Source organism: Pseudomonas sp. D3-10, assembly GCF_051132175.1.
Lineage (GTDB): Bacteria > Pseudomonadota > Gammaproteobacteria > Pseudomonadales > Pseudomonadaceae > Aquipseudomonas.
On sequence record NZ_CP071668.1, the window covers coordinates 4,625,390 to 4,650,589 of the forward strand.

24 protein-coding genes are annotated in these 25,200 nt (G+C 61.6%); 3 read left to right on the top strand and 21 right to left on the bottom strand.

The annotated features are described in order from the left end of the window. Positions 1 to 315: 315 nt before the first annotated feature. The 4 genes from guaA to J3P90_RS20890 all read right to left on the bottom strand — a co-directional run bounded on the left by guaA (position 316) and on the right by J3P90_RS20890 (position 5,151). Positions 316 to 1,893, bottom strand: coding sequence for a glutamine-hydrolyzing GMP synthase (guaA, locus tag J3P90_RS20875; RefSeq protein ID WP_420764167.1), 1,578 nt, complete (start codon positions 1,891 to 1,893; stop codon positions 316 to 318). Positions 1,894 to 1,972: 79 nt separating this feature from the next. Next, the gene (guaB, locus tag J3P90_RS20880; RefSeq protein WP_420764166.1) at positions 1,973 to 3,442 is read right to left on the bottom strand and encodes an IMP dehydrogenase; all 1,470 of its coding nucleotides are present in this window, start codon (positions 3,440 to 3,442) and stop codon (positions 1,973 to 1,975) included. A gap of 322 nt (positions 3,443 to 3,764) precedes the next feature. Further along, positions 3,765 to 4,313, bottom strand: a complete 549-nt coding sequence (locus J3P90_RS20885; protein WP_434609727.1) for a sugar ABC transporter ATPase — start codon at positions 4,311 to 4,313, stop codon at positions 3,765 to 3,767. A gap of 70 nt (positions 4,314 to 4,383) precedes the next feature. Next, positions 4,384 to 5,151 (bottom strand): sulfite exporter TauE/SafE family protein, encoded by a 768-nt coding sequence (locus J3P90_RS20890; protein ID WP_420764164.1) that lies wholly within the window; start codon positions 5,149 to 5,151, stop codon positions 4,384 to 4,386. 216 nt (positions 5,152 to 5,367) lie between these two features. Here J3P90_RS20890 and xseA point away from each other — a divergent pair, with 216 nt between their 5' ends. The 3 genes from xseA to leuA all read left to right on the top strand — a co-directional run bounded on the left by xseA (position 5,368) and on the right by leuA (position 9,715). Further along, complete coding sequence (xseA, locus tag J3P90_RS20895; RefSeq protein WP_434675321.1) at positions 5,368 to 6,747, top strand: exodeoxyribonuclease VII large subunit; 1,380 nt, start codon at positions 5,368 to 5,370, stop codon at positions 6,745 to 6,747. Positions 6,748 to 6,750: 3 nt separating this feature from the next. After that, positions 6,751 to 7,572 (top strand): peptidoglycan DD-metalloendopeptidase family protein, encoded by an 822-nt coding sequence (locus tag J3P90_RS20900; RefSeq protein WP_434675322.1) that lies wholly within the window; start codon positions 6,751 to 6,753, stop codon positions 7,570 to 7,572. Between the two features lie 463 nt (positions 7,573 to 8,035). Further along, positions 8,036 to 9,715 (top strand): 2-isopropylmalate synthase, encoded by a 1,680-nt coding sequence (gene leuA, locus J3P90_RS20905; protein ID WP_420764161.1) that lies wholly within the window; start codon positions 8,036 to 8,038, stop codon positions 9,713 to 9,715. A gap of 111 nt (positions 9,716 to 9,826) precedes the next feature. Here the strand turns inward: leuA and J3P90_RS20910 are convergent, their stop codons facing one another. The 17 genes from J3P90_RS20910 to iscA all read right to left on the bottom strand — a co-directional run bounded on the left by J3P90_RS20910 (position 9,827) and on the right by iscA (position 25,186). Continuing rightward, entirely contained in the window at positions 9,827 to 10,246 is a 420-nt protein-coding gene (locus J3P90_RS20910) for a hypothetical protein (protein ID WP_420764160.1), read from the bottom strand. A 64-nt stretch (positions 10,247 to 10,310) separates the two neighbouring features. Next, complete coding sequence (locus tag J3P90_RS20915; protein ID WP_434609723.1) at positions 10,311 to 11,105, bottom strand: amidohydrolase; 795 nt, start codon at positions 11,103 to 11,105, stop codon at positions 10,311 to 10,313. Beyond that, positions 11,093 to 12,241 carry a pyridoxal phosphate-dependent aminotransferase gene (locus J3P90_RS20920; RefSeq protein ID WP_434562437.1) on the bottom strand — a complete coding sequence of 383 codons (1,149 nt, stop codon included), beginning with the start codon at positions 12,239 to 12,241 and terminating at the stop codon, positions 11,093 to 11,095. The genes J3P90_RS20915 and J3P90_RS20920 overlap by 13 nt, the downstream gene beginning before the upstream one ends. Before the next feature lie 269 nt (positions 12,242 to 12,510). Beyond that, positions 12,511 to 13,983, bottom strand: a complete 1,473-nt coding sequence (der, locus tag J3P90_RS20925) for a ribosome biogenesis GTPase Der (protein ID WP_045155133.1) — start codon at positions 13,981 to 13,983, stop codon at positions 12,511 to 12,513. 134 nt (positions 13,984 to 14,117) lie between these two features. Beyond that, positions 14,118 to 15,269, bottom strand: a complete 1,152-nt coding sequence (gene bamB, locus J3P90_RS20930) for an outer membrane protein assembly factor BamB (RefSeq protein WP_420764157.1) — start codon at positions 15,267 to 15,269, stop codon at positions 14,118 to 14,120. Continuing rightward, positions 15,262 to 15,903: a tetratricopeptide repeat protein gene (locus J3P90_RS20935; RefSeq protein WP_434609718.1), complete on the bottom strand. Its 642-nt coding sequence runs from the start codon at positions 15,901 to 15,903 to the stop codon at positions 15,262 to 15,264. The genes bamB and J3P90_RS20935 overlap by 8 nt, the downstream gene beginning before the upstream one ends. Positions 15,904 to 15,943: 40 nt before the next feature. Continuing rightward, on the bottom strand, positions 15,944 to 17,233 hold the full coding sequence (hisS, locus tag J3P90_RS20940) for a histidine--tRNA ligase (RefSeq protein WP_434562435.1): 1,290 nt from the start codon (positions 17,231 to 17,233) through the stop codon (positions 15,944 to 15,946). Between the two features lie 22 nt (positions 17,234 to 17,255). Then, on the bottom strand, positions 17,256 to 18,365 hold the full coding sequence (gene ispG / locus J3P90_RS20945; RefSeq protein WP_325717643.1) for a flavodoxin-dependent (E)-4-hydroxy-3-methylbut-2-enyl-diphosphate synthase: 1,110 nt from the start codon (positions 18,363 to 18,365) through the stop codon (positions 17,256 to 17,258). 3 nt (positions 18,366 to 18,368) lie between these two features. Further along, a complete protein-coding gene (locus J3P90_RS20950) occupies positions 18,369 to 19,400 on the bottom strand; it encodes a RodZ domain-containing protein (RefSeq protein WP_434675323.1) in 1,032 nt (343 codons plus the stop codon). Beyond that, a complete protein-coding gene (gene pilW, locus J3P90_RS20955; protein WP_434562431.1) occupies positions 19,400 to 20,158 on the bottom strand; it encodes a type IV pilus biogenesis/stability protein PilW in 759 nt (252 codons plus the stop codon). Before pilW ends, J3P90_RS20950 begins: the two co-directional genes overlap by 1 nt. A 12-nt stretch (positions 20,159 to 20,170) precedes the next feature. Further along, positions 20,171 to 21,319, bottom strand: a complete 1,149-nt coding sequence (rlmN, locus tag J3P90_RS20960) for a 23S rRNA (adenine(2503)-C(2))-methyltransferase RlmN (protein WP_420764153.1) — start codon at positions 21,317 to 21,319, stop codon at positions 20,171 to 20,173. Between the two features lie 28 nt (positions 21,320 to 21,347). Beyond that, positions 21,348 to 21,773 (bottom strand): nucleoside-diphosphate kinase, encoded by a 426-nt coding sequence (gene ndk / locus J3P90_RS20965; RefSeq protein WP_042727994.1) that lies wholly within the window; start codon positions 21,771 to 21,773, stop codon positions 21,348 to 21,350. An 87-nt stretch (positions 21,774 to 21,860) separates the two neighbouring features. After that, positions 21,861 to 22,061, bottom strand: a complete 201-nt coding sequence (iscX, locus tag J3P90_RS20970; RefSeq protein WP_305498989.1) for a Fe-S cluster assembly protein IscX — start codon at positions 22,059 to 22,061, stop codon at positions 21,861 to 21,863. A gap of 13 nt (positions 22,062 to 22,074) precedes the next feature. Then, positions 22,075 to 22,416: an ISC system 2Fe-2S type ferredoxin gene (gene fdx / locus J3P90_RS20975; protein WP_420764152.1), complete on the bottom strand. Its 342-nt coding sequence runs from the start codon at positions 22,414 to 22,416 to the stop codon at positions 22,075 to 22,077. A 3-nt stretch (positions 22,417 to 22,419) separates the two neighbouring features. Then, positions 22,420 to 24,282: a Fe-S protein assembly chaperone HscA gene (hscA, locus tag J3P90_RS20980; RefSeq protein ID WP_434562429.1), complete on the bottom strand. Its 1,863-nt coding sequence runs from the start codon at positions 24,280 to 24,282 to the stop codon at positions 22,420 to 22,422. Between the two features lie 50 nt (positions 24,283 to 24,332). Then, the gene (hscB, locus tag J3P90_RS20985) at positions 24,333 to 24,854 is read right to left on the bottom strand and encodes a co-chaperone HscB (RefSeq protein WP_420764150.1); all 522 of its coding nucleotides are present in this window, start codon (positions 24,852 to 24,854) and stop codon (positions 24,333 to 24,335) included. An 8-nt stretch (positions 24,855 to 24,862) separates the two neighbouring features. After that, positions 24,863 to 25,186 (bottom strand): iron-sulfur cluster assembly protein IscA, encoded by a 324-nt coding sequence (gene iscA, locus J3P90_RS20990; RefSeq protein ID WP_003185155.1) that lies wholly within the window; start codon positions 25,184 to 25,186, stop codon positions 24,863 to 24,865. Between the last annotated feature and the right edge of the window lie 14 nt (positions 25,187 to 25,200).

The following is a 25,200-nucleotide window of genomic DNA, read 5'->3' on the forward strand; positions in this document are numbered from 1 at the left end:
CCGAGCGACAGATAGGGCATCATTCAGTTGTGTCAGGTTGCTCCTGCGCGCTTGGATTGGGGGCGCTTCGCACCCCAGCGGGAGCAAGCTCCCTCGCCACGGTTTTGTGTTTGGCGGGCAATGACGCGAGCCTTTCAAGTCTCATCACGTCAGTGACAAAGTGCTGATCCCGCAATAGAGGGATCTGGAAGCCGACCGCGTGCTGGCGCGGACCGACTACAAGGAGATGCCGACCCCCAACACGCCAAAAGCCCGCAATTAAGCGGGCTTTAGGGTGTTCCTTGCTAGAGGCTACCGGTCAGCGCCGGCGCCCCATCACTCCCACTCAATCGTCGCCGGCGGCTTGCTCGACACGTCATACGTCACGCGAGAGATACCTTCGATTTCATTGATGATCCGCCCGGAAACGGTTTCCAGCAGCTCGTACGGCAGGTGTGCCCAGCGAGCGGTCATGAAGTCGATGGTTTCCACGGCGCGCAGGGCCACGACCCAGGCGTAGCGACGGCCATCGCCGACCACGCCGACCGATTTCACCGGTTGGAATACCACGAATGCCTGGCTGACCTTGTGGTACCAGTCGGCCTTGCGCAGTTCTTCGATGAAGATGTGGTCGGCGCGACGCAGCAGGTCGGCGTATTCCTTCTTCACTTCGCCGAGGATCCGCACGCCCAGGCCCGGGCCCGGGAATGGGTGGCGGTAGACCATGTCGTACGGCAGGCCCAGTTCCAGGCCGAGGCGACGCACTTCGTCCTTGAACAGTTCGCGCAGTGGTTCGACCAGCTTCAGGTTCATCTCTTCCGGCAAGCCACCAACGTTGTGGTGGGACTTGATCACGTGGGCCTTGCCGCTCTTGGCGCCGGCCGACTCGATCACGTCAGGGTAGATGGTGCCCTGGGCGAGGTACTTGATGTTGTCCAGCTTGCAGGATTCGGCATCGAACACGTCGATGAAGGTACGGCCGATGATCTTGCGTTTCTTCTCCGGGTCGGACTCGCCGGCCAGGTTGTTCAAGAACTGCTCTTCGGCATTGGCGCGAATCACCTTGACGCCCATGTTCTCGGCGAACATGGCCATCACTTGCTCGCCTTCGTGCAGGCGCAGCAGGCCGTTGTCGACGAAGACGCACGTCAGCTGGTCGCCGATGGCCTTGTGCAGCAGTGCGGCAACCACCGAGGAATCAACGCCGCCAGACAAGCCCAGCAATACGTTGTCGGTGCCGACCTGGGCGCGGACCTGGGCGATGGCGTCTTCAGCGATCTTCGACGGAGTCCACAAGGCTTCGCATTCGCAGATGTCGAGGATGAAGCGCGACAGAATGCGGCCGCCCTGCTTGGTGTGGGTCACTTCCGGGTGGAACTGCACGCCGTAGTAGCGACGCTCGTCGCTGAACATGCCAGCGATCGGGCAGCTCGGGGTGCTGGCCAGGATGTGGAAGTCTTCAGGCATCTTGGTGACCTTGTCACCATGGCTCATCCACACGTCGAGGCCGAACAGGCCGTCGGCGTCGATATGATCCTCGATGCCGTCCAGCAGGCGGCTCTTGCCGACCACGTCGACGCGAGCGTAACCGAACTCACGCAGGTCGGAACCCTCGACCTTGCCGCCCAGCTGTTCAGCCATGGTCTGCATGCCGTAGCAGATGCCGAACACCGGTACCCCCAGGTCGAACACCGCTTGCGGGCAACGCGGGCTGTTGGCTTCGTGCACGGACTCGGGGCCGCCGGCGAGGATGACGCCTTTCGGAGCGAATTCGCGAATCGCTTCGTCATCCATGTCGAACGGATGCAGTTCGCAGTACACGCCGATCTCACGCACGCGGCGGGCAATCAGCTGGGTGTACTGGGAACCGAAGTCGAGGATCAGGATGCGGTGAGCGTGAATGTCGAGGGCCATGACTCATTCTCATGTAGTGAATCAGAAACAACTCGGGGCTGAATGAACAGCCCCGGTGATTAACGTTTTGCTGGAAGCCTTAACCTACGCGGTAGTTCGGCGCTTCCTTGGTGATCTGCACGTCGTGTACATGGGACTCGGCCATGCCGGCGCCAGTGATGCGCACGAATTCCGGCTTGGTGCGCATCTCTTCGATGTCAGCGCTGCCGGTGTAGCCCATCGAGGAACGCAGGCCGCCCATCAGTTGATGGATGATGGCGCTCAGGGTGCCCTTATACGGCACGCGACCTTCGATGCCTTCCGGCACGAGCTTCTCGGCACCTGCGGAGGAGTCCTGGAAGTAACGGTCGGACGAACCCTGGGCCTGGGACATGGCGCCCAGCGAACCCATGCCGCGATAAGCCTTGTAGCTACGGCCCTGGAACAGTTCGATCTCGCCTGGCGCTTCTTCGGTACCGGCGAACATCGAACCCATCATCACGCAGTAGGCACCGGCGACGATGGCCTTGGACAGGTCACCGGAGAAACGGATACCGCCGTCGGCGATCAACGGCACGCCGGTGCCTTCAAGGGCAGCGGCGACGTTGGCGATGGCACTGATCTGCGGCACGCCGACACCGGCGACGATACGGGTAGTACAGATCGAGCCTGGGCCGATACCGACCTTGACCGCGTCGGCGCCCGCTTCGGCCAGGGCCTTGGCGGCAGCGCCGGTGGCGATGTTGCCGCCGATCACCTGTACGTCGGGGAAGTTCTGCTTGACCCAGCGCACGCGGTCGATCACGCCTTTGGAGTGACCGTGGGCGGTGTCGACCACCACCACGTCAACGCCAGCGTTGACCAGGGCGGCGACGCGGTCACCAGTGTCCTTGCCGGTGCCGACAGCGGCGCCGACGCGCAGACGACCCTGGTCGTCCTTGCTGGCCAGCGGGTAGGCCTTGGCTTTTTCGATGTCGTTGACGGTCATCATGCCCTTGAGGGCGAATTTGTCATCGACGATCAGCACGCGCTCGATGCGGTGCTTGTGCAGCAATTCGCGGACGTCGTCCTTGCTGGTGCCTTCCTTGACCGTGACCAGGCGCTCTTTAGGCGTCATCACCTGGCGAACAGAGGCGTCCAGGCGGCTTTCGAAGCGCACGTCACGGGAAGTAACGATGCCGACGAGGTCGCCATCGTGCAGCACCGGAACACCGGAGATGTTGTGCATGCGGGTCAGTTCGAACAGATCCCGGACCGTGGCGTCAGCCTCGATGGTGATCGGATCCTTGACCACGCCAGCCTCGAACCGCTTGACCTTGCGCACTTCGGCGGCCTGCTGTTCGATGGTCATGTTCTTGTGGATGATACCGATACCGCCTTCCTGGGCCATGGCAATGGCCAGACGGGCTTCGGTCACGGTGTCCATGGCGGCGGAAACCAGGGGGATATTCAGTTCGATGCCACGGGTGAGACGGGTTTTGAGACTGACTTCGTTAGGCAGCACCTCGGAATAACCGGGCACTAGGAGAATGTCGTCGAAGGTCAGAGCTTCTTGGCTGATACGCAGCATCGCGGGGGCTCCCGAGCGGGAAAATGGAAGCGCGCCATTATACTCATGCACCCCGTCTGGCTCAATGTAAAACTCTGTCTATTATTGGCGGGGTGATTGACGGGCTAAAACCACTGTCCTTGTGGTACACCAAACCCTGTGGCGAGGGGATTTATCGAAACGTCGCACCGCCCCGCTGGGGCGCGAAGCGGCCCTAAACCCAGGCCCTGCGGTACATCGGACAGATTGAGTCGACTGCTTTGGGACTGCTGCGCAGTCCAGCGGGGCGGTGCGACGTTTCGCTAAATCCCCTCGCCACAAAAGCATCCTGTGATGTACCTATCTACAACTCCACCTTCACCCAACTCACCGGCTGATCCAGCCAGTCGGCGAATTCATCAAGAAACCCCTGCTTGAACCCCGCCTCCAGCCAGTTATTGAAGATGAACCCCAGGTTGGAGAACGCGCAGGGTTGTAGGAACAGGAAGCCATTGATGTCATCTTCATGCCCACACTCGGGGCAGGTGAAGTTATCGGTACGCCCTGGCATCCAGTCTTCCAGGCTTTCGAACAGCGCTTCGCCAATCTCCCGGCGACACTCAGCGCAACCGGCTTCTTCAAGAAAGCCCTTGGCCGGCGTATAGATGCAGCGCTTGGTGATGATCTCCAGGCCATTGATCGGCTCGCCGAACGGCAAGGCTTCGGGGTGCATGACCACGTCGCGCGCACCGGGAGCGATGGCGTGGGCCATGCGATTGCCGGTGCGGCCGCAAGTGGTCAATTGCTCTTCGATAATGTTCTTGCGCACCAGCCAGCGCACGATTGCCCGGGCCCGAGGCTCGTGGACCGGCAGTGTGGAGATTTTCGGGACGATAATGCTTTGCGAATTCATGGCGAGGCCTGGCTGTTTCCCTGGCAGGATCTGATAAAAGGCCGGCAGCTTAATCCCTGGCCGTGCCAGGTCAAGCACTCAGGTAACGGCCGATCAACGCCAGCCCGCTGGCGAGCACCAGCCAGGTGACCAACCGCACGAACGCTTCGCGCGACATCTTCAGGGTCAGGCGACGCCCCACCCACAACCCCAGCGCCATGGCCGGCAATAAACACAGCGCCAGTACCAGCAAGGGTAGCTCGGCATACACGCCCGCAATGACAAACAAACTCAAGCGCACCACAGTGCTGCAACTGATCAGCGCACTCTGGGTCGCCCGCGCCGCCTCCTTGGGCAAACGGCTGTTCAGGTAGATGGCATATAAAAAGCCGCCACTGCCAAACAACGCTCCGAACATCCCGCCCACCGTGCCCATCGGCAACGCCCACAATGAAGATAACTGCTTGGGCCTGGTTTTTATCAACAGGCTGTAGATCGCATAGGCGCTAATAAACAGCCCCATCAACAGCAGCAAAAGATCTGACTTGAGGTTGAGCAGGAAAATCACACCCAAGGTGCACCCCACAGCCATGCAGGGCAGCAACCGCAGCAGCTCCGGCCGGGACACGTCCCGCCGCGACGGCAACAAGTTGCCAAAGGCGGCGACAAAATCCAGCAAGACCAATAGCGGGACAATCTTCGACAGCGGCATGAACAACAGCAGGATCGGCGCAGCCACCAGGGCGGTGCCGAACCCGGCGATGCCGAACACGATGTAGGCCAGGACAATGGCCGAGGCGATTACCAGCCATTCCATCGGGGCAAATGCCCACTGGCCCAACCATGGGAGAAGATTCATCCGGCACTTCCTTGATGAGGAGAGCGGGGACTTTAGCCAGATGTGTCGGGGCATATCCAGTATTTGTGCTGACTGGGCTACTGCTATCGCGAGCAAGCTCCCACACTGGATCTTCGGTGCGACATGGATCCCCTGTGGGAGCGAGCTTGCTCGCGATGCAGACAACCCGGTCTAATTGTCTGCACACCATTGGCGAATCCCCTTATCATGCCGCCCATGATTAAAGATCCCTTTGCCCGACTGGGCCTGGACCGCGAGGTCCTGACTGTCAGCCAACTCAACGGCCGTGCACGGGTGTTGCTGGAAGACGTGTTCAGCAACATCTGGGTCGAGGGCGAGATCTCCAACCTCGCCCGCCCGGCTTCCGGCCACGTGTATTTCACCCTCAAGGAAAGCGGCGCCCAGGTGCGCTGCGCGCTGTTCCGGCAGAACGCCGCACGGGTGCGCCAGGCCTTGAAGGATGGGTTGGCGGTGAAGGTGCGCGGCAAGGTCTCGCTGTTCGAGGGCCGTGGCGACTATCAACTGATCCTCGACACCGTGGAACCGGCCGGCGATGGTGCCCTGCGCCTGGCCTTCGATGCCCTGAAGGAAAAGCTCAGCGCCGAAGGGCTGTTCAGCGCCGAACGCAAAGTGCCGCTGCCGGCCCATCCGCAACGCATCGGCATCATCAGTTCGCCCACCGGCGCGGTGATCCGCGACATCATCAGCGTCTTCCGCCGCCGCGCGCCGCAGATTTCCCTGACCTTGATTCCCACCGCAGTGCAAGGCCGAGAAGCCACCGGGCAAATTGTTCGCGCCCTGAAACTGGCCGATGCCCGCGGCTTCGACGCGCTGATCCTGGCCCGGGGCGGCGGTTCGCTGGAAGATTTGTGGTGCTTCAACGAAGAAGCCGTGGCCCGGGCGGTGGATGCCTGCGTCACGCCGATCGTCAGCGCCGTCGGCCATGAGACCGACGTATCCATCAGCGATTTCGTCGCCGATGTGCGTGCCCCGACCCCGTCCGCCGCCGCCGAACTGCTGGCACCGGATGCCGGCGACCTGGTCCGCCGGGTTGAAAGTCTGCACCGCCGGTTGGTGATGCGCATGCGTGACCGGCTGATGCGCGACCAACTGCGCCTCGAAGGTCTTACGCGGCGCCTGCGTCATCCCGGCGAACGGCTGCGCCAACAGGCCCAGCGCCTCGACGATCTGGACATGCGCATGCGCCGGGCCTTCGAGCGCAGCCTCAACACCCGCCGCGAAAGGCTGATCCGCCTGGAAACCCGTCTGGCCGGACAGCATCCGGGCCGGCAATTGGCCATGTTGCGTCATCGCCTCGACAGCCTTGCCGAACGCTTGCCCCGGGCGATGCGCGAAGGGCTCAAAACGCGACGCGTGCAGTTGCAAAACCAGATGCAGACGCTGCACATCGTCAGCCCGCTGGCGACCCTTGGTCGTGGCTACAGCATCCTGCTCGACGAGCGCGGCCATGCCATCCGCAACGCCGGGCAAACCCAGATGGGCCAGCGCCTGACCGCCAAGCTCGGCGAAGGCGAACTGCTGGTGCGGGTCGAAGACAACCACCTGACGCCAGTCACCCTTTCTTTATTGGATTGATTCATGCCGCGATTCCTCGCTCCGCTGCTGTTGCTGTGCCTGACCTTCAACGCCCACGCCGTCAGCTACATCACCCGCCTGTTGAACAAACCGGTGCCCGGCGGTGTGGCCGTGGTGGACCTGGGCAGCGCGGCCCAGGCGCCAAAAGCCACCTACCAGGGCAAACCGGTGCTGGTGGTCAAGGAGCAACAGAACTGGCTGGCGATTGTCGGCATTCCGTTGACGGTACAACCCGGCACGCAGCAGATCAGCAGCGGCGGCAGCACTCAGCCCTTCGTGGTCGGTTACAAGAAGTATCCCGAGCAGCACATCACGCTGAAGAACAAGCGTCAGGTCAACCCTAACCCGGCGGACCTCAAGCGTATCGACGCCGAGCTGGCGGTGCAGTTGAAGGCCTACCGCAGCTTCAGCCCGAACATCCCCAGCAATCTGTTGCTGGATAAACCGGTCAACGGCCCGCTGTCGAGCAAGTTCGGTGTGCGCCGTTTCTTCAACGGCGAAGAACGCAACCCCCACGCGGGCCTGGACTTCGCCGTGCCCGCCGGCACACCGATCAAGACCCCGGCCGCCGGCAAGGTGATCCTCACCGGCAACTATTTCTTCAATGGCAACACGGTATTCGTCGACCATGGCCAGGGCTTCATCAGCATGTTCTGCCACATGTCGAAAATAGATGTGAAGGTCGGCCAGCAGTTGGCCCGTGGCACAGTGGTCGGCAAGGTCGGCGCCACCGGCCGGGCGACCGGGCCGCATATGCACTGGAACATCAGCCTGAACGATGCTCGTGTGGATCCGGCGATTTTTATCGGGGCGTTTCAGCCCTGAGCATTTCGGTCAGGCTACTGGTCTCTTCGCGAGCAGGCTCGCTCCCACATTGGGATCTGCGTAGACCACAACATTGCAACCACAAAGATCCCTTGTGAGAGCGAGCCTGCTCGCGAAGACGCAGGCCCTGGCACCACCATCCTTGGAATTGCCGAGCCCTAAATATCAGCGCAATCCTTTGAGCCTATTCTGACCGCTTACGCGATTAAATCTCGCAAACCCATCCAAAAACAGAACTTCTCCCAATTTTTTCCGACTGCTTGCAACCCCCCGTCCACGCGGTTAGGGTTGAGGGCATGAAAACCTCTCACACCCTCATTCAGCTTCGTCAGCACCGCAGCCTGTGCCTCGTCAGTGCACGACTGCCGGGCTGAATCGCGGCAACTCGTCCCGGCTGACAAGCCACCCCATTCGAACCACCGGCAGGCCGCCTTTTTCCGGCCACGACAATAAGGATTTCCTCATGAGCATGCTCAAAGACCCGTCTTCGAAATACCGCGCCTTCCCGACCATCAACCTGCCGGATCGCACCTGGCCGTCGAAGACCATCACTGCCGCGCCGATCTGGTGCAGTTCCGACCTGCGTGATGGCAACCAGTCGCTGATCGAGCCCATGGACGCGGCCAAGAAGCTGCGCTTCTGGAAAACCTTGGTGGCGGTGGGCGTGAAAGAAATCGAAGCGTCGTTCCCGGCCGCTTCCCAGACTGACTTCGACTTCGTGCGCACCCTCATCGAAGAAGGCCACATCCCGGACGACACCACCATCCAGGTGCTGACCCAGGCCCGCGAAGACCTCATCGCCCGTACCTTCGAATCCCTGCGTGGCGCGAAGAAAGCCATCGTCCACCTCTACAACGCCACCTGTCCGTCGTTCCGCCGCATCGTGTTCAACCAGGACAAGGAAGGCGTGAAGGAAATTGCAGTGAACGCGGCCAAGCTGTTCGTCAAATACGCCGCTCAGCAGCCGGAAACCCAGTGGCAGTTCGAATATTCCCCAGAAACCTTCAGCGCCACCGAGCTGGAGTTCGCCAAGGAAGTCTGCGACGCCGTGATCGAAGTGTGGAACCCGACCCCGGAGCGCAAGGTGATCCTTAACCTGCCCGCCACCGTGGAAGTCGCCACGCCGAACATCTACGCCGACCAGATCGAGTGGTTCCACCGCAACATCAGCCGTCGTGACAGCGTGCTCATCAGCCTGCACACCCACAACGACCGTGGCACCGGCGTGGCCGCTACCGAGCTGGGCCTGATGGCCGGCGCCGACCGTGTCGAAGGCTGCCTGTTCGGCAACGGCGAGCGCACCGGCAACGTCGACCTGGTGACCGTCGCGCTGAACCTCTACACCCAGGGTATCGACCCTGAGCTGGATTTCTCCGACATCGACGGCGTACGCAAAGTGGTCGAAGAGTGCAACCAGATCGCGGTGCACCCGCGTCATCCTTATGTGGGCGACCTGGTCCACACCGCATTTTCCGGCTCGCACCAGGACGCGATCCGCAAGGGCTTCGCCCAGCAGAAACCCGACACCCTTTGGGAAGTGCCGTACCTGCCAATCGACCCGGCTGACATCGGCCGCAGCTACGAGGCGGTGATCCGCGTGAACAGCCAGTCGGGCAAGGGCGGCATCGCCTACCTGCTGGAGCAGGAATACGGCATCAGCCTGCCGCGTCGCATGCAGATCGAATTCAGCCAAGTGGTGCAGCGCGAAACCGATCGCCTGGGCCTGGAAATGACTGCCCAGCAGATCCATGCCCTGTTGCAGCGTGAATACCTGCAAGCCAACACCCCGTATGCGCTGGTCAGCCATCGCCTGCAGGAAGAAAACGGCAACAGCGCCGTGGAAGTGGAAGTCGCCAGCAAAGGCCAGGGCGAAACCAACCTGCACTGGCGTGGCAAAGGCAACGGCGCGCTGGAAGCGCTGGTGGCCGGCCTGCCGATTCCGGTGGAAATCATGGACTACAACGAACACGCCATCGGCGCCGGCACCAACGCCAAGGCGGCGGCTTACATCGAGCTGCGGGTCAACGGTGAGCGTGCGGTGCATGGCGTGGGCATCGATGAAAACATCACCACCGCCAGCTTCAAGGCGCTGTTCAGTGCACTGAACCGCTCGCTGAGCCAGCCGGAAGCCAAGGCGGCCTGACCAAGGCTGAAATGCAAAAAGGCCCTGGGGTGTGAACCTCAGGGCCTTTTTGTTTGGCTGATGATTTGAATTGGCTGCTCTGGCCTGTTCGCGAGTCAGCCAATAAAAATCTCAGGCATGGGTATCGATCGAAATCGTCATCGCCTGCAACAGCGCAGCCTGCAGGGTCTGCAAGGTTGCCTGGGTCGCCATGATCTGGGTCTGGATCGCCATGGCTTGCTGGGATTTCTGCGCCTGGTCGGCCTGGCTTTTCTGGACGCGGGCCAGTTGGGCTTGCTGGTCGGCCAGCAATTTTTCGGTTCGTTCGATCTGCTTCTTCAACTGTTCGATGACATCGCTGCTGCCGCTGCTGCCGCCGGCACCTGCGATGTTCGCGCCGCTGGTGTCGACTTTCAGTGGCTTGTCTTTGTCTTCGGCGGTTTCGGTCGGTGTCACTGGACTGACCGCCCTGTCTTCCTCAGCCCCGCGGATGGTGACTGTGGGAGCAGACAATGGATAAGGGTTTACGGTCGTTGCGCTGATGCTGGTCATAGGGGATTCCTCCTTGGCTGACCGGTTATCGGCGCGCAACACCGTTCCTTGAGGCTGAATCGTTTCAATAGATGAATTCGAAACGATCGGCATCCAGGTTCGCTGGAAAGCGTTTGCGATACTCAGCCAGGTCCGCGGCGCTCAGGCAAACCGTGAACACACCGTCGGCATCGCCGGCGCCGAGCAGGGTCTCGCCCTGGAAGTCCAGCACCTGGCTGTCGCCGGTGTAGGCGAAGCCCTTGCCGTCGGTGCCGATCCGATTCACCGCCGCCACATAGCACAGGTTTTCGATGGCCCGTGCCGGCAGCAAACGGTTCCAATGCTGACGCCGAGCGCCCGGCCAGTTGGCGGTGTACAGCAACAGGTCGGTGTCCTCGGCGTCGCGGCTCCACGCCGGAAAGCGCAGGTCATAGCAGATCAACGGGCGAATCCGCCATCCCTTGAGCTCGAACAGTACCTGCTGATCACCCGGCGTGTAGTGGTTGTGCTCACCGGCCATGCGGAACAGATGGCGTTTGTCGTAATGCAGCACCTCGCCGTCGGGCCGTGCCCACAGCAAGCGATTACGATGGCTGCCATCGCCGGCCTGGACGATCACGCTGCCGGTGATCACTGCATCCAGTTTCGCCGCTTGGTCCTTGAGCCATTGGCGCGTCGGACCATTCTCGGGCTCCGCCAACGTCTCGGACTCCATGGAAAAGCCCGTGGTGAACATTTCCGGCAGGATGATCAGGTCCGCCCCCCGCGCCTGTTCAAGCAGCGCGTCGAAATGCTCAAGGTTGGCTCGACGGTCATGCCAGGCCAGGGTTGTCTGGATCAAGGCAACGTTCAGGTTGGGCAAGGTGCTCAAATCACGCATAGCTTTTGCGCCGCTTCACGCAGCGTCTCCTCGCGCTTGGCAAAGCACAGGCGCACCAGGCGCTGGCCTTGCGGTGGGTTCTGGTAGAAGACCGAGATCGGAATGGTCGCCACGCCATGTTCGCGGGTCATCCACACCGCCATGTCGACGTCGTTGAGGTCCGGGCGGATCTGCGAGTAATCCACCAGCTGGAAATAGGTGCCGGTGACGCGCTTGAAGCTGAACCGCGACGGTGCCAGCAGGTCGCAGAACAGATCGCGCTTGGCCTGGTAGAAGTCCGGCAGTTCGTCGACGTGCTCCGGATGCGCGGCCATGTAGTCGGCCAAAGCATACTGCAACGGTGTGACGCCGCAAAAACTGACGTACTGATGCACCTTGCGCAACTCCGCCGTCAGGGCCGGTGGCGCGACGACATAACCGGTCTTCCAGCCGGTGACGTGGTAGGTCTTGCCAAACGAACTGACCACGAAGGCACGGCGATACAGTTCTTCATGGGCAAGCACGCTGACATGAGCCACGCCGTCGAACACCAGGTGCTCATACACCTCGTCGCTGATCAGATAGATGTCACGGTCGCGGATCAACGCCGCCAATTGGTCCAGCTCGGCGCGGCTGATCAACGCACCGCTGGGGTTGTGCGGCGTGTTGAGGATGATCATGCGCGTGCGCGGGCTCAGGGCTTCGCCGAGCTTTTCAAAGTCGATGGCGAAATCGCCCAGGCTCAATGGCACATGCACGCAACGCCCGCCGGCCAGTTGCACGGACGGCTCGTAGCTATCGTAGGCGGGGTCGAAGACGATGACTTCATCGCCGCTGTTAACCACCGCCGCGATGGCGCAAAAAATCGCCTGGGTCGCGCCAGGGGTCACGGTGACTTCCTGATCGGCATCGACGGTAGCGCCATAGCTGCGGGCAACTTTGGCCGCAATCTGCTGGCGCAGCGCCGGCAGGCCGGTCATGGGGGAATATTGGTTGTGGCCTTGGGCGATGTGCCGGCCGACCGCATCGCGCAGGGCTTGCGGGCCATCGAAATCGGGAAACCCCTGGGACAGGTTCAGCGCGCCGGTCTGTGCGGCGAGTTGGGACATCTGGGTGAAAATCGTGATGCCGACGTTCGGCAACTTGCTGGTGATCATCGAGGGTTCCCTGGGTCTGCACCCGGCTCTGGTGCGGCGCGGGAGAGGTCGAGGATAGCCCAATCGCCGGGCATGAAAAAGGGTGCCCGTGGGCACCCTCTTCAATTGTCGCCGAACCACCGTGGCGAGGGAGCTTGCTCCCGCTGGGGTGCGAAGCAGCCCCTGTGTTTCATCTGATGCACTGCGGTGGCAGGTACATCTTTGGGGCTGCTGCGCAGCCCAGCGGGAGCAAGCTCCCTCGCCACAGAGCGGTCCTGAGCAAACCTGATTCAGCGCTTGTCGCGGCGCTTCTTGTCGGCCTTCTTGTGGTGCGACATCAAGCGGCGCTTCTTGTTGACCTGGCGGTCGGTGAGCGTGTTCTTGTTGCCTTCGTACGGGTTCTCACCGCCCTTGAACTCGATGCGGATCGGCGTGCCGACCAGCTTCAGGACCCGGCGATAGGTGTTCTCCAAGTAACGAACGTACGACTTGGGCACCTTTTCGATCTGGTTACCGTGGATCACGATAATCGGCGGGTTGGCACCGCCCAAGTGGGCGTAGCGCAGCTTGATCCGACGGTTGTTGACCATCGGTGGCGCGTGCTCGCCGACCGCATCTTCGAGGATCTGGGTCAGGCGGTTGGTCGGCCAGCGGGTAACCGCCGACTTGAACGAGTTCTGCACCGAAGCGTAGAGGTTGCCCACGCCCGTGCCGTGCAGGGCCGAGATGAAGTGGATGTCGGCAAAGTCGACGAAGAACAACCGACGCTGGAGTTCGACTTTCACAAAGTCGCGCTCGCTCGGCGTCATGCCGTCCCACTTGTTGATCGCGATGACCAGCGCACGACCGGCTTCGAGGGCAAAGCCCAGCAGGTTCAAGTCGTGATCCACCACGCCTTCGCGGGCGTCCATCACGAAGATCACCACGTTGGCGTCCTTGATCGCCTGCAGCGTCTTGACCACGGAGAACTTCTCGACTTCCTCGTGGATCTTGCCGCGCTTGCGCACACCGGCGGTGTCGATCAGCGTGTATTTCTCTTCGTTACGCTCGAAGGGAATATAGATGCTGTCGCGGGTGGTGCCGGGCTGGTCGTACACAATGACCCGGTCTTCGCCGAGCATGCGGTTGACCAGGGTCGACTTGCCCACGTTCGGGCGGCCGATGATTGCGATCTTGATCCCGTCTTTTTCGCTCGGGCCCGGAATGCGCTTGGCTTCCTCGCCTTCGGCAACGACTTCTTCCTCGCCTTCTTCCGGCTCGTCTTCATCGTCCTTGGGGAAACTCTCAAGGGCGATTTCCAGCATCTGGGTGATGCCACGGCCGTGAGCGCCGGCGATCGGGATCGCCTGGCCCATGCCCAACGGTGCAAACTCGGCGCGGGCCATGTCCGGGTCGATGTTGTCGACCTTGTTGGCGACCACGTAAGAACGCTTGTTACGCTTGCGCAAATGCTCGGCAATCATCTGGTCGGCGGCGGTAAAACCGGCCTTGGCGTCTACCAGGAACAGCACCACATCCGCTTCTTCGATGGCGAGCAGCGACTGCTCGGCCATTTTTTCATCCATGCCGTGTTCATCACCGGAGATGCCGCCGGTGTCGACCAGAATATAGGTACGCCCTTGCCACTTGGCCTCACCGTATTGGCGATCACGGGTCAGACCGGACAAGTCGCCGACGATGGCGTCGCGAGTCCTGGTCAGGCGGTTGAACAAGGTGGACTTGCCGACGTTCGGTCGGCCCACCAGGGCGATTACGGGAACCATGCGGCTCTCCACTTCGTTATTTCCAGAAAATACAAAAGCCGCTGCGAGGCAGCGGCTGGTGCTCGGGGCAGCCTGTGCAAGCACTGCAAGCCTCGCGAACAAGGCCGCTTGGGGGATAAGCCCCAAGCATAGTCTTACTTGATGGTCAGGGCTTCCAGTTTGCCGCTGTTGCCATACACATAGATCATGCTGCCCACCACCAGCGGACGGGCACGCAGGCCGTCGCTGTCGATGCGCTCACGGCCGACGAAACGACCGTCCACCTGGCTGAGCAGGTGCAGGTAACCTTCCAGGTCACCCACTGCAACGTAGCTGGAGAACACTTCCGGGGCCGACAGTTGACGACGGGCCAGGGAATCGTTGCTCCACAATGCGGTGGTGGAACGCTCGTCGACGCCTTCGACGGTGCCCGAGGACAGGCTTACGTAGACGCTGCCAAAGCCTTGGGCGACACCGGCGTAGCTGGACGCATCGCGCTGCCACAACGGACGACCGGTTTCCAGGTCGAGCGCCGCGACGCGGCCCTGGTAGCTGGCGACGTACAGCGTACCGCCGGACAGCAGCAAGCCGCCATCGATGTCGACCACGCGTTCCAGTTCCGAACGGCCTTGAGGGATCGCTACACGCTGCTCCCAGACCGGCACGCCATTGGAAATGTCCAGGGCCACGACTTTACCGGTCGACAGGCCAGCCACCGCGAGGCGGTTGGTGACGATCGGTGCGCTGGTGCCGCGCAGGGTCAGGACCGCCGGGGTACTGTCATACAACCAGCGCTGGTCGCCGGTGGCGGCGTCCAGGCCGATCAGACGGTCGTCCTGGGTCTGGACCACGACCACATCACCGTTGGTGGCAGGCGGCGCGAGGACTTCACTGGTCACGCGGGCGCGCCATTTTTCTTCGCCGCTGCTCGCGTCAAGGGCGACGATCTCGCCCTTGAGCGTGCCGATCATGACCAGCCCGTAACCCACGCCAACGGCGCCGGACACAGGCAGCTCGAGATCTTTTTCCCACTTCACGTCGCCGTTCGTGCGATCCATGGCCATGACGACGCCAGTAACGTCGCCGGCATAGATGGTGTCGCCGTCGATGGCCGGCACCAGCATATTGTAGGTTTCACCCTGGCCGTCACCGATGGAGCGGCTCCATTGCTTCTGCAGCACGACTTCTTCTTTGAAGTCGGTCAGTTCGGCCGGAGGCAGTTCTTTCTTGCTGTTGCTGCTGCAACCCGCGGCCAGAATGGCCAGGGTCAGCAATGCTGCATGTTTCCAACGGATCACGTCACGCATCCCCTTTGGCCAGGTCGTCCAGCTTGATTTGCAGGCCACCGACCGCGGCTTCATCCGACAGCGCAGCCTTGGCTTTTTGGTAGGCCACATGGGCCTCATCGGCACGACCCAGCTGTACCAGCAGGTCGCCCTTGAGTTCTTCGCGAGTCGCCAGGAACGCCTTGTCGGCGTCGCCGTCGAGCAGCTTCAATGCATCTTCAGCCTTGTTCTGTGCCGCCAGCACCTGTGCCAGGCGCTGACGCGCCACTTCGCCCAGGGTCGGGTTGGCCGGCTTGTCGACGATAGCTTTCAGCTCGGTGGCCGCATCGTCCAGCTTGCCGCTGTCCACCGCGACCTTGGCCACGAAGAGGCTGCCGTACTGGGCATAGGCGGTGCCGCCGAACTCTTTGTTGAGCTTGCCGGCCAGGTCCGCTACGCGGGCCGCGTCAGGCTTGCCGTCCGGGGTCAGGGTGGTTTCCAGCAATTGCTGGTAGAGCATCGAGGCGCCTTGCGACTGGTTGCTCTGGTATTTCTGGTAGGCCTGCCAGCCGAACACGATGACCAGCGCCAACAGGCCGCCAGTGACCAGCGGCTTGCCATTGCGCGTCCACCAGTCCTTCAAATCCGCCAGCTGTTCATCTTCGGTACTCGACACCCCAATACTCCTTAATCGCTAAATCGGCTGTTTGACAGCTTCAACCCTGCACGACGCAGGTGGCCAGGTGCGCGGCAAGCGCATCCCAGGCAATGCTTTGTTGTTCGCCCTGGCCACGCAGGGGTTTGAAACCTACCACTTGTTGGGCCAGTTCGTCGTCACCGAGGATCAATGCGTACAGCGCACCGCTCTTGTCGGCCTTCTTGAATTGGCTCTTGAAGCTGCCGGCGCCGGCATTGATCTGCAAGCGCAGGTTGGGGAGCTGGTCACGGATCCGCTCGCTCAACGACAAGGCGGCCAGTTCGGCGGCCTCGCCAAAGGCGCACAGGTATACGTCGACCTGGCGGGAAAGCTCTTCAGGCACTTTATCCAGAGCTTCAAGCATCAGTACCAAACGTTCGATGCCCATGGCAAAGCCCACGCCCGGGGTCGGCTTGCCGCCCATCTGCTCCACCAGCCCGTCGTAGCGACCACCGGCACACACGGTGCCCTGGGCGCCGAGCTTGTCGGTGACCCACTCGAAGACGGTCTTGCTGTAGTAATCCAGGCCCCGGACCAACTTGGGGTTGATCACATAAGGAATGCCAACGGCGTCCAGGCGTGCCTTCAACCCTTCGAAATGCGCCCGGGACTCGTCGTCGAGGTAGTCGGCCATTTTCGGCGCGTCCACCAGGATCGCTTGGGTTTCCGGGTTCTTGGTGTCCAGCACGCGCAGCGGGTTGGTCTTGAGGCGGCGCTGGCTGTCTTCGTCGAGCTTGTCGATGTGCGCGGACAGAAACTCCACCAGCGCTTCGCGATAGCGGCCACGGGACTCGCTGGTGCCCAGGCTGTTGAGCTCAAGCTTGACTGCGTCGCGCAGCCCCAGCTCGCCCCACAGGCGCCAGGTCATGACGATCAGCTCGGCGTCGATGTCCGGGCCTTCGAGGTTGAACACCTCAAGACCGATCTGGTGGAACTGGCGGTAGCGGCCTTTTTGCGGACGCTCGTGGCGGAACATCGGGCCGACGTACCAGAGTTTCTGCACCTGGCCGCCGCCGGTGATGCCATGCTCGAGCACTGCACGCACGCATGCCGCCGTGCCTTCGGGGCGCAAGGTCAGGGAGTCGCCGTTGCGGTCGTCGAAGGTGTACATCTCTTTTTCGACGATGTCGGTCACTTCACCGATGGAGCGCTTGAACAGCTCGGTGAACTCGACGATCGGCATGCGGATCTGCCGGTAACCGTAGTTATCCAGCAAACGCGCCACGGTGCCCTCGAAATAGCGCCACAGGGGCGTCTGCTCGGGCAGGATGTCGTTCATGCCACGAATGGCTTGCAGAGACTTGCTCACATGTATTCCTTAATCTTGCGACTTAACCGCGCGCGATGACCGCTGCGTCGGCTTCGACCTTTTCGGCCGCTTTCTGGCGGATCAGCTTTTCCAGCTCATCCACCAGATTGTCATTCGTCAGTTTCTGCGACGGCTTGCCATCGATGTAAATCAGGTTCGGTGTGCCGCCAGTGAGGCCGATATGGGCCTCCTTGGCTTCGCCAGGCCCGTTGACCACGCAGCCGATCACCGCGACATCCAGCGGCACCAGCAAATCTTCAAGGCGCCCTTCCAGCTCGTTCATGGTCTTGACCACATCGAAGTTCTGCCGCGAGCAGCTCGGGCAGGCGATGAAGTTGATGCCGCGCGAACGCAGGTGCAGGGACTTGAGGATGTCGTAGCCGACTTTCACTTCCTCGACCGGGTCAGCCGCCAGCGAGATGCGGATGGTATCGCCAATCCCTTCGGCGAGCAGCATACCGAGGCCGACGGCGGATTTCACCGTACCCGAACGCAACCCACCGGCTTCGGTGATGCCCAGGTGCAGCGGCTGGACGATTTCCTTGGCCAGCAGGCGGTAGGCTTCGACGGCCATGAACACATCGGACGCCTTTACGCTGACCTTGAAGTCCTGGAAATTCAGGCGTTCGAGGTGCTCCACATGGCGCAGGGCCGACTCCACCAGCGCGGCTGGGGTCGGTTCGCCGTATTTTTTCTGCAGGTCTTTTTCCAGGGAGCCAGCGTTGACGCCGATGCGGATCGGAATGCCGCGATCACGGGCGGCATCCACCACGGCCCGCACACGGTCTTCGCGACCGATGTTGCCAGGGTTGATGCGCAGGCAATCGACGCCCAATTCGGCCACGCGCAGGGCGATGCGGTAGTCGAAGTGGATATCGGCCACCAAGGGGACCTTGACCAGTTGCTTGATCTTGCCGAATGCCTCGGCGGCGTCCATATCCGGCACGGACACGCGCACGATGTCGACGCCGGCGGCTTCCAGGCGGTTGATCTGCGCGACCGTGGCGGCCACGTCATTGGTGTCGCTGTTGGTCATGCTCTGCACAGCGATTGGCGCATCGCCGCCCACGGGTACGTTACCGACCCAGATTTTCCGGGACTCGCGACGCTTGATTGGAGATTCGCCGTGCATGACTTATTGACCCAATTTCAGGCGAGCGGTCTCGCCACTGGTGAACGGAGCCACATCGACCGGCTGGCCGTTGTAGCTGACCTGCGCGCCACGGGCATAACCCAGGCGTACGGCAAACGGTGGCTTGCCGTTGACTGAGGTGCTGTCGCCCTTGCGCTTGAGGCCACTGAACAACACCTTGCCGTTGCCGTCGGTGATCTGCGTCCAGCAATCGGCGGTGAACTGGATCTGTACCTGGCCGTCGCCCGGTGCGGGGGCCGGAGCGGTTGGAGCAACCGGCGCCGCCGGCACCGTTGGAGCCGCCACGGTCGGCGCGGGCGTGACAGGGGCCGGAGCTGCCGGGGCTGCTGGCGCCGCCGGAGCGCTGCCAGCCTGGGCCGGCGCGGTCGGTGCGGGCGCAGTGGCTGGAGCCGTTGGAGCGGCTGATTCGGTACCCGCGGCGGCACCGGTCTCGCCATTGTCAGGGCCTTGCGGCAGGGCCAGGGCGGTTTCGCCTTCGGCCTGGCCTTCGACGACGGCCTGGTCTTCCGGTTCGTCCAGCGGATGGATCTGGGTCGTGCCGTCGGCGCCTTCGACTTCGACGTGCTCGGGGTTCATGGCAACCGGCTCCTTGCCACGCAAGGAAGCCTGGTCTTGCCACCAGACAAAACCACCACCAATCACCGCAATCAGCAGCAACAGACTGACGATTCGCAAAATGGTGTGGGAAACGCGAACCGGCTCCTCGATACGACCCAGGCTGTGCACGCTGCTGCCCTGGGCATCGGAACCGGTGTATTGATCGAATTGCTGGACCAGCGTGGTCTGGTCCATGCCAAGCAGTTTGGCATAGGCGCGGATATAGCCCCGGGCAAAGGTATGCCCTGGCAATTTGTCGAACGCGCCTGCTTCCAGGTTGCTCAGGGAAGTCACGGTGAGGTTGAGCTTGAGGGCCACTTCGGCCAGCGACCAACCATTGCTTTCGCGGGCTTGACGCAGGGTCTCACCGGGATTTACGCGAGTCGCTGCTACAACTTCGGGATGCGCCGCTTTCATCATTGCTCCGACAGGTATTGCTGATATTCCGGCGTACCGGGATAAAGTCTTTTGAGTTGCAGGCCGTAGCTTGCGGCCTTGTCGCGATCTTCAAACACATGTGCCAGCCGAACGCCGAGCAATAGACTACGTGCATTTTGCTCGCTGAGCAGGCTAAAACGCTCGTAATAGTCGCGCGCGGGCACATAATGCCTGTCTTCGTAGGACAACTCAGCCATTTCCAGCAACGCACGGGGTTGTTGGCGGTTGAGCCGCAGCGCTTTTTCCAACTGCTGGCGGGCCAGGTCGCGCTGGCCGAGTTTCGCGGCGGTCATGCCGAGGTTCTCGAAGACCCGTGAGCGCTCGGGGTAAAGGGTATCGGCGGCGGCTTGCTCGAAACGTTCGTAGGCGTCCTTGTAGCGGGCCTGTTCGTAGAGAAAACTGCCGTAATTGTTCAGGATCCGGGCATCTTGCGGCTGGGCCGACAGCGCCTTGCGAAAATGCTCGTCAGCCAGTTCCGGCTCCAGCTCCGCCTGGAACACCAACGCCAGCGCCGCGTTGGCATCGGCGTCAGAGCTGTCCAGTTCCAGGGCTTTCTTGAGGGGCACCTTGGCCCGCTCGGTCATGCCCTGCTGCAAGTAGCCAATGCCCAACTGCACATAGGCTTCGCGCGCCTCGTCGCGCCCTTTGCTGGTCTTCATCGGGTTGTAGTCACCCGACAGGACACAACCGGAGCAGAGTCCGGCGAACAGCAACAGCAGCGCGAAGCGCAGGGACATAGAGTTCCTCTCTTAGTGACTGTTCGCAGCGTTCTGCGCGACTTCGTCGGCGGCGTTCAATTCGCGCACGGCGATGTAGCGTTCGCTGCGACGGGTGCGATCCAGCACCTGTCCAACCAATTGGCCACACGCGGCGTCGATGTCTTCGCCGCGGGTGGTGCGCACGGTGACGTTGAAGCCAGCGTGGTGGAGCTGATCCTGGAAGCGACGAATCGCGTTGTTGCTCGGACGCTCGTAACCGGAATGCGGGAACGGGTTGAAGGGGATCAGGTTGATCTTGCACGGAATGTTCTTGAGCAGCTCGATCATCTCGACCGCGTGTTCAACCTTGTCGTTCACGTCCTTGAGCAGGGTGTACTCGATGGTCAGCACGCGTTTTTCGCCCAGGGACGACATGTAGCGCTGGCACGACTCGAGCAGCATCTTAAGCGGATATTTCTTGTTGATCGGCACCAATTGGTTACGCAATGCGTCATTGGGTGCGTGCAGCGACAACGCCAGGGAGACGTCGATGTGCTTGGCCAGCTCATCGATCATCGGCACCACACCGGAGGTGGACAGGGTCACGCGGCGCTTGGAAATGCCGTAGCCCAGGTCATCCATCATCAGGTGCATGGCGGAGACGACGTTGTCGAAGTTCAGCAGCGGCTCACCCATGCCCATCATCACCACGTTGGTGATGGCACGGTCGACGGTCGCCGGGACGCTGCCAAAGGATTTGTTGGCAATCCACACCTGGCCGATCACTTCGGCGGCGGTGAGGTTGCTGTTGAAGCCTTGCTTGCCGGTGGAGCAGAAACTGCAATCCAGGGCACAGCCTGCCTGGGACGAAACGCACAAGGTGCCGCGCTTGCCCTGGGGAATGTAGACGGTCTCGACGCAGCTGCCGGAAGCCACGCGCACTACCCATTTACGGGTGCCGTCGCTGGAGATGTCCTGGCTGACCACTTCGGGACCGCGAATCTCGGCAACAGCCTTGAGCTTTTCGCGCAGGGCCTTGCCGACATTCGTCATGGCGTCGAAATCGTCGACGCCAAAGTGGTGAATCCATTTCATTACCTGGCCGGCACGGAAACGCTTCTCCCCGATCGAGTCGAAGAATTTCTCCATTTCCGGCTGGGTCAGGCCCAACAGGTTGGTTTTGCCGTTCGATGTAGTCATGGATTCACCTTCACTCAAAAGCCTGGGCTTAGCGAGTGGTTACTTCAGTAGCGGAGAAAAAGTAAGCGATTTCGCGAGCAGCGGCAGCTTCGGAGTCCGAACCGTGGACGGCGTTGGCGTCGATGGATTCAGCGAAGTCAGCACGGATGGTGCCGGCAGCAGCTTCTTTAGGGTTGGTAGCGCCCATCAGCTCACGGTTGCGAGCGATGGCGTTTTCGCCTTCCAGCACCTGAACGACAACCGGACCGGAAGTCATGAAAGCAACCAGCTCACCGAAGAAACCGCGCTCGCTGTGCTCAGCGTAGAAGCCTTCGGCTTCGGCTTTGGACAGTTGCTTCATTTTCGAAGCTACAACGCGCAGGCCAGCGTCTTCGAAGCGGGTAACGATCTTGCCGATCACGTTTTTAGCAACGGCGTCAGGCTTGATGATGGAGAAAGTACGTTGAACAGCCATGGTGTAACTCCAGAAACGGTAATTTACGAAAAATTAAACCCGCGAATTATACGCGGGTTCTTAGGTATTGCCTAACCTGCGAAGCGATCAGTCCAATTCGGCGGCCCAGAGCTCCTGAACCGCTTCCAACACCTTCTCGCCGACTCGGCCAGAGGTGGCATCGAAGCCAGGCAGCTCCAGGATCATCTGCTGCAGACGGACGAAACCTACAGAGTACGGATCGAGGCCCTCATGGGCTTCAGCCAATTCTTCTGCGATGCGCTGTACATCATTCCAACCATAGCTCATGACAGTGTCACCATCAGTGCGGCGCTTCGGCCGCATGGTTAAGCGAATATTTCGGGATTTCGACGGTCAGGTCTTCGGTGCCGACGATAACCTGGCAACCCAGGCGCGATTGCGCTTCCAGTCCCCAGGCCCGATCAAGGAAGTCTTCCTCCAGTTCGTCCGCCTCTTCCAGCGAGTCGAAGCCTTCGCGAATGATGCAATGGCAGGTCGTGCAAGCACAGACGCCGCCACAGGCACTTTCCATCTCGATATGGTGCTCATGGGCCAGCTCGAGAATGGAGATTCCGGGCTCAGCCTCTACGACCATGCCCTCCGGACAGAACTTCTCGTGGGGCAGAAAAATCACCTGCGGCATCAGTTATTCCTCGATTTCATTCAGGTTGCGCCCCGCCAGGGCGGCTTTCACCGTCGAGTCCAGGCGGCGGGCAGCAAAGGCATCGGTGACTTGCGACAGACGCTTGGTCTGCTGCTCGATGGCATAACCATCGGTGCCTTTGAGCAATTCGGACAATTCCTGCACTTGCAGCTCGATGACCATGCGTTCCTCGGCGTCGAGCAAACGGTCGCCATCCGCTTCAAGGGCGGCTTGCACGGCTTCGATCAGACGCTGGCCGTCGACTTGCTGTTCACGCAACACACGGGCAACCTTGTCGTCGCTGGCGTGCTGGAACGAGTCCTTGAGCATCTTGGCAATTTCACCGTCGGTCAGGCCATAGGACGGCTTGACCTGGATGCTCGCCTCCACGCCCGAACCCAACTCGCGGGCGGAGACGTTGAGCAGACCGTCGGCGTCGACCTGGAAGGTCACGCGGATCTTCGCTGCACCGGCAACCATCGCCGGGATGCCGCGCAATTCGAAGCGGGCCAGGGAACGGCAGTCGCTGATCAGCTCACGCTCGCCTTGCAGCACGTGGATCATCATGGCCGACTGGCCGTCTTTATAAGTGGTGAAGTCCTGGGCGCGGGCAACCGGGATGGTAGTGTTGCGCGGAATTACCTTCTCCATCAGGCCACCCATGGTTTCCAGCCCCAGGGACAGCGGGATTACGTCGAGCAACAGCAGCTCGCCACCGTCGCGCTTGTTGCCGGCCAGGGTGTCGGCCTGGATCGCGGCGCCGATGGCGACTACCTGGTCCGGGTCGATTTCGGTCAGCGGCTGGCGGCCGAAGGCCTCGGCAACGGCTTCACGAACCCGCGGCACTCGGGTCGAACCACCGACCATGACCACCGCTTTCACATCCTCAAGCTCCACGCCGGAATCACGCACGGCACGGCGGCAGGCCTTGAGGCTGCGGGCAACCATGGGTTCGATCAGTGCGTTGAAGGCTTCGCGGGTAAGGGCGGCGCTCCAGTCGCCATAAGCGACTTCAACGGAGGCAGCGTCGGTCAAGGCTTCCTTGGCCGCGCAGGCGGTTTGCAGCAGATGGCGCTGGGCACCTGGGTCGAGGTCGGCAGAGAGGCCGGCCTGCTCGATGATCCAGCCAGCGATCGCGTGGTCGAAATCGTCGCCGCCCAGGGCGCTGTCGCCACCGGTAGCGAGAACTTCGAAGACACCGCCGGTCAGGCGCAGGATCGAAATGTCGAAAGTACCGCCACCCAGGTCGTAGATCGCGACCAGGCCTTCGGCGTGCTGGTCCAGGCCGTAGGCAACGGCAGCGGCGGTCGGCTCATTGAGCAGGCGCAACACGTTGAGGCCGGCGAGCTTGGCGGCGTCCTTGGTGGCTTGGCGCTGAGCGTCGTCGAAATACGCCGGGACGGTAATCACTGCGCCCACCAGCTCACCACCCAACGCCGCTTCGGCGCGCTGACGCAGGACCTTGAGGATGTCGGCGGACACTTCTACCGGGCTTTTCGGCCCCTGCACGGTCTCGATGAACGGCATGTGGGACTCGCCGCCAACGAAGCGGTACGGCAGCTGCTCGCCCAATTGCTTGACGTCGGACAGACCACGACCCATCAAGCGCTTGACCGACACAATGGTGTTCAGGGGATCGCTGGCGGCGGCCAGCCTGGCCGAATCGCCTACTTCGACGCGATCGGCGTGGTAGCGCACGGCGGACGGCAGGATGACCCGCCCCTGCTCGTCGGCCAGCGGTTCGGAAAGACCGCTGCGCAAGGCAGCGACCAGGGAATTGGTGGTACCCAAGTCGATCCCGACAGCCAGGCGACGCTGGTGCGGTTGTGGACTTTGGCCGGGTTCGGCGATCTGCAGTAGGGCCATCGTAATCAGGACTTATCTGTAATCAGGCGTGCGACCGGAGCGGCACTGGGTTAATCGTCGAGGCGCTCTTCTAACTGGCGCACTTCGTGGGTGAGCTTGTCGAGGAACTGCATGCGCCGCATCAGGCGCTCGGCCTGTTCGCGTTGCGCGGCATCGTTCCAGCAGGCTGCGAAGTCTTCGTTCAGTTCTTGCTGGGCGTCTTTCAAGCGACGCTTGAATACCGCGACACCGGCCAGATCCGCGCTGTCCTGCAGGTCTTCGAGCTCTTCGCGCCATTGCATCTGCTGCAAAAGAAACTCGGGATCATGGACCGTGACCTCCAGCGGCAACTCATGGCCGCTGATGGCCAGCAGGTAGCGCGCACGCTTGGCCGGGTTCTTGAGCGTCTGGTAAGCCTCGTTGAGGTTCGCCGACTGCTCGAGCGCCCGCCGCTGCTCCGCCTCGGAGGCATCGGCAAAGCGGTCGGGATGAACACCACGGGCCAGTTCCAGGTAACGCGCGGACAACTGATCGAGGTCCAGCTGAAAAGCAGGCTGCAACTGGAACAACGCAAAATGACAAGGAGTACCCACGAGCAGCCTCAGATGTTGAAGCTTTCGCCGCAGCCACACTCACCGCGCACGTTGGGGTTGTTGAACTTGAAGCCTTCGTTCAACCCTTCCTTGACGAAATCCAGCTCGGTGCCGTCCAGGTACGTCAGGCTCTTCGGGTCAATGATCACTTTCTGACCATGACTCTCGAACACCTGATCGTCTTCGCCCACTTCGTCGACGAATTCCAGTACATAGGCGAGGCCAGAACAGCCCGTGGTGCGAACACCCAGGCGGATACCCTCGCCCTTGCCGCGCCCCGCAAGGGAGCGCTGGATATGGTTAGCTGCCGCTTCTGTCATCTGGATAGCCATGGAAAACTCCTTAC

Excerpts from the sequence above, each read along its gene's own strand:
- J3P90_RS20950 (WP_434675323.1), bottom strand. The coding sequence starts at position 19,400 with ATGAAAGCGGCGCATCCCGAAGTTGTAGCAGCGACTCGCGTAAATCCC.
- J3P90_RS20885 (WP_434609727.1), bottom strand. The coding sequence starts at position 4,313 with ATGAATTCGCAAAGCATTATCGTCCCGAAAATCTCCACACTGCCGGTC.
- iscX (WP_305498989.1), bottom strand. The coding sequence starts at position 22,061 with ATGAGCTATGGTTGGAATGATGTACAGCGCATCGCAGAAGAATTGGCT.
- ispG (WP_325717643.1), bottom strand. The coding sequence starts at position 18,365 with ATGCACGGCGAATCTCCAATCAAGCGTCGCGAGTCCCGGAAAATCTGG.
- fdx (WP_420764152.1), bottom strand. The coding sequence starts at position 22,416 with ATGCCGCAGGTGATTTTTCTGCCCCACGAGAAGTTCTGTCCGGAGGGC.
- bamB (WP_420764157.1), bottom strand. The coding sequence starts at position 15,269 with ATGCGTGACGTGATCCGTTGGAAACATGCAGCATTGCTGACCCTGGCC.
- J3P90_RS20900 (WP_434675322.1), top strand. The coding sequence starts at position 6,751 with ATGCCGCGATTCCTCGCTCCGCTGCTGTTGCTGTGCCTGACCTTCAAC.
- rlmN (WP_420764153.1), bottom strand. The coding sequence starts at position 21,319 with ATGACTACATCGAACGGCAAAACCAACCTGTTGGGCCTGACCCAGCCG.
- guaA (WP_420764167.1), bottom strand. The coding sequence starts at position 1,893 with ATGGCCCTCGACATTCACGCTCACCGCATCCTGATCCTCGACTTCGGT.
- xseA (WP_434675321.1), top strand. The coding sequence starts at position 5,368 with ATGATTAAAGATCCCTTTGCCCGACTGGGCCTGGACCGCGAGGTCCTG.
- J3P90_RS20920 (WP_434562437.1), bottom strand. The coding sequence starts at position 12,241 with ATGATCACCAGCAAGTTGCCGAACGTCGGCATCACGATTTTCACCCAG.
- J3P90_RS20890 (WP_420764164.1), bottom strand. The coding sequence starts at position 5,151 with ATGAATCTTCTCCCATGGTTGGGCCAGTGGGCATTTGCCCCGATGGAA.
- hscA (WP_434562429.1), bottom strand. The coding sequence starts at position 24,282 with ATGGCCCTACTGCAGATCGCCGAACCCGGCCAAAGTCCACAACCGCAC.
- pilW (WP_434562431.1), bottom strand. The coding sequence starts at position 20,158 with ATGTCCCTGCGCTTCGCGCTGCTGTTGCTGTTCGCCGGACTCTGCTCC.
- J3P90_RS20915 (WP_434609723.1), bottom strand. The coding sequence starts at position 11,105 with ATGCGTGATTTGAGCACCTTGCCCAACCTGAACGTTGCCTTGATCCAG.
- guaB (WP_420764166.1), bottom strand. The coding sequence starts at position 3,442 with ATGCTGCGTATCAGCCAAGAAGCTCTGACCTTCGACGACATTCTCCTA.
- leuA (WP_420764161.1), top strand. The coding sequence starts at position 8,036 with ATGAGCATGCTCAAAGACCCGTCTTCGAAATACCGCGCCTTCCCGACC.
- J3P90_RS20910 (WP_420764160.1), bottom strand. The coding sequence starts at position 10,246 with ATGACCAGCATCAGCGCAACGACCGTAAACCCTTATCCATTGTCTGCT.
- der (WP_045155133.1), bottom strand. The coding sequence starts at position 13,983 with ATGGTTCCCGTAATCGCCCTGGTGGGCCGACCGAACGTCGGCAAGTCC.
- ndk (WP_042727994.1), bottom strand. The coding sequence starts at position 21,773 with ATGGCTGTTCAACGTACTTTCTCCATCATCAAGCCTGACGCCGTTGCT.
- iscA (WP_003185155.1), bottom strand. The coding sequence starts at position 25,186 with ATGGCTATCCAGATGACAGAAGCGGCAGCTAACCATATCCAGCGCTCC.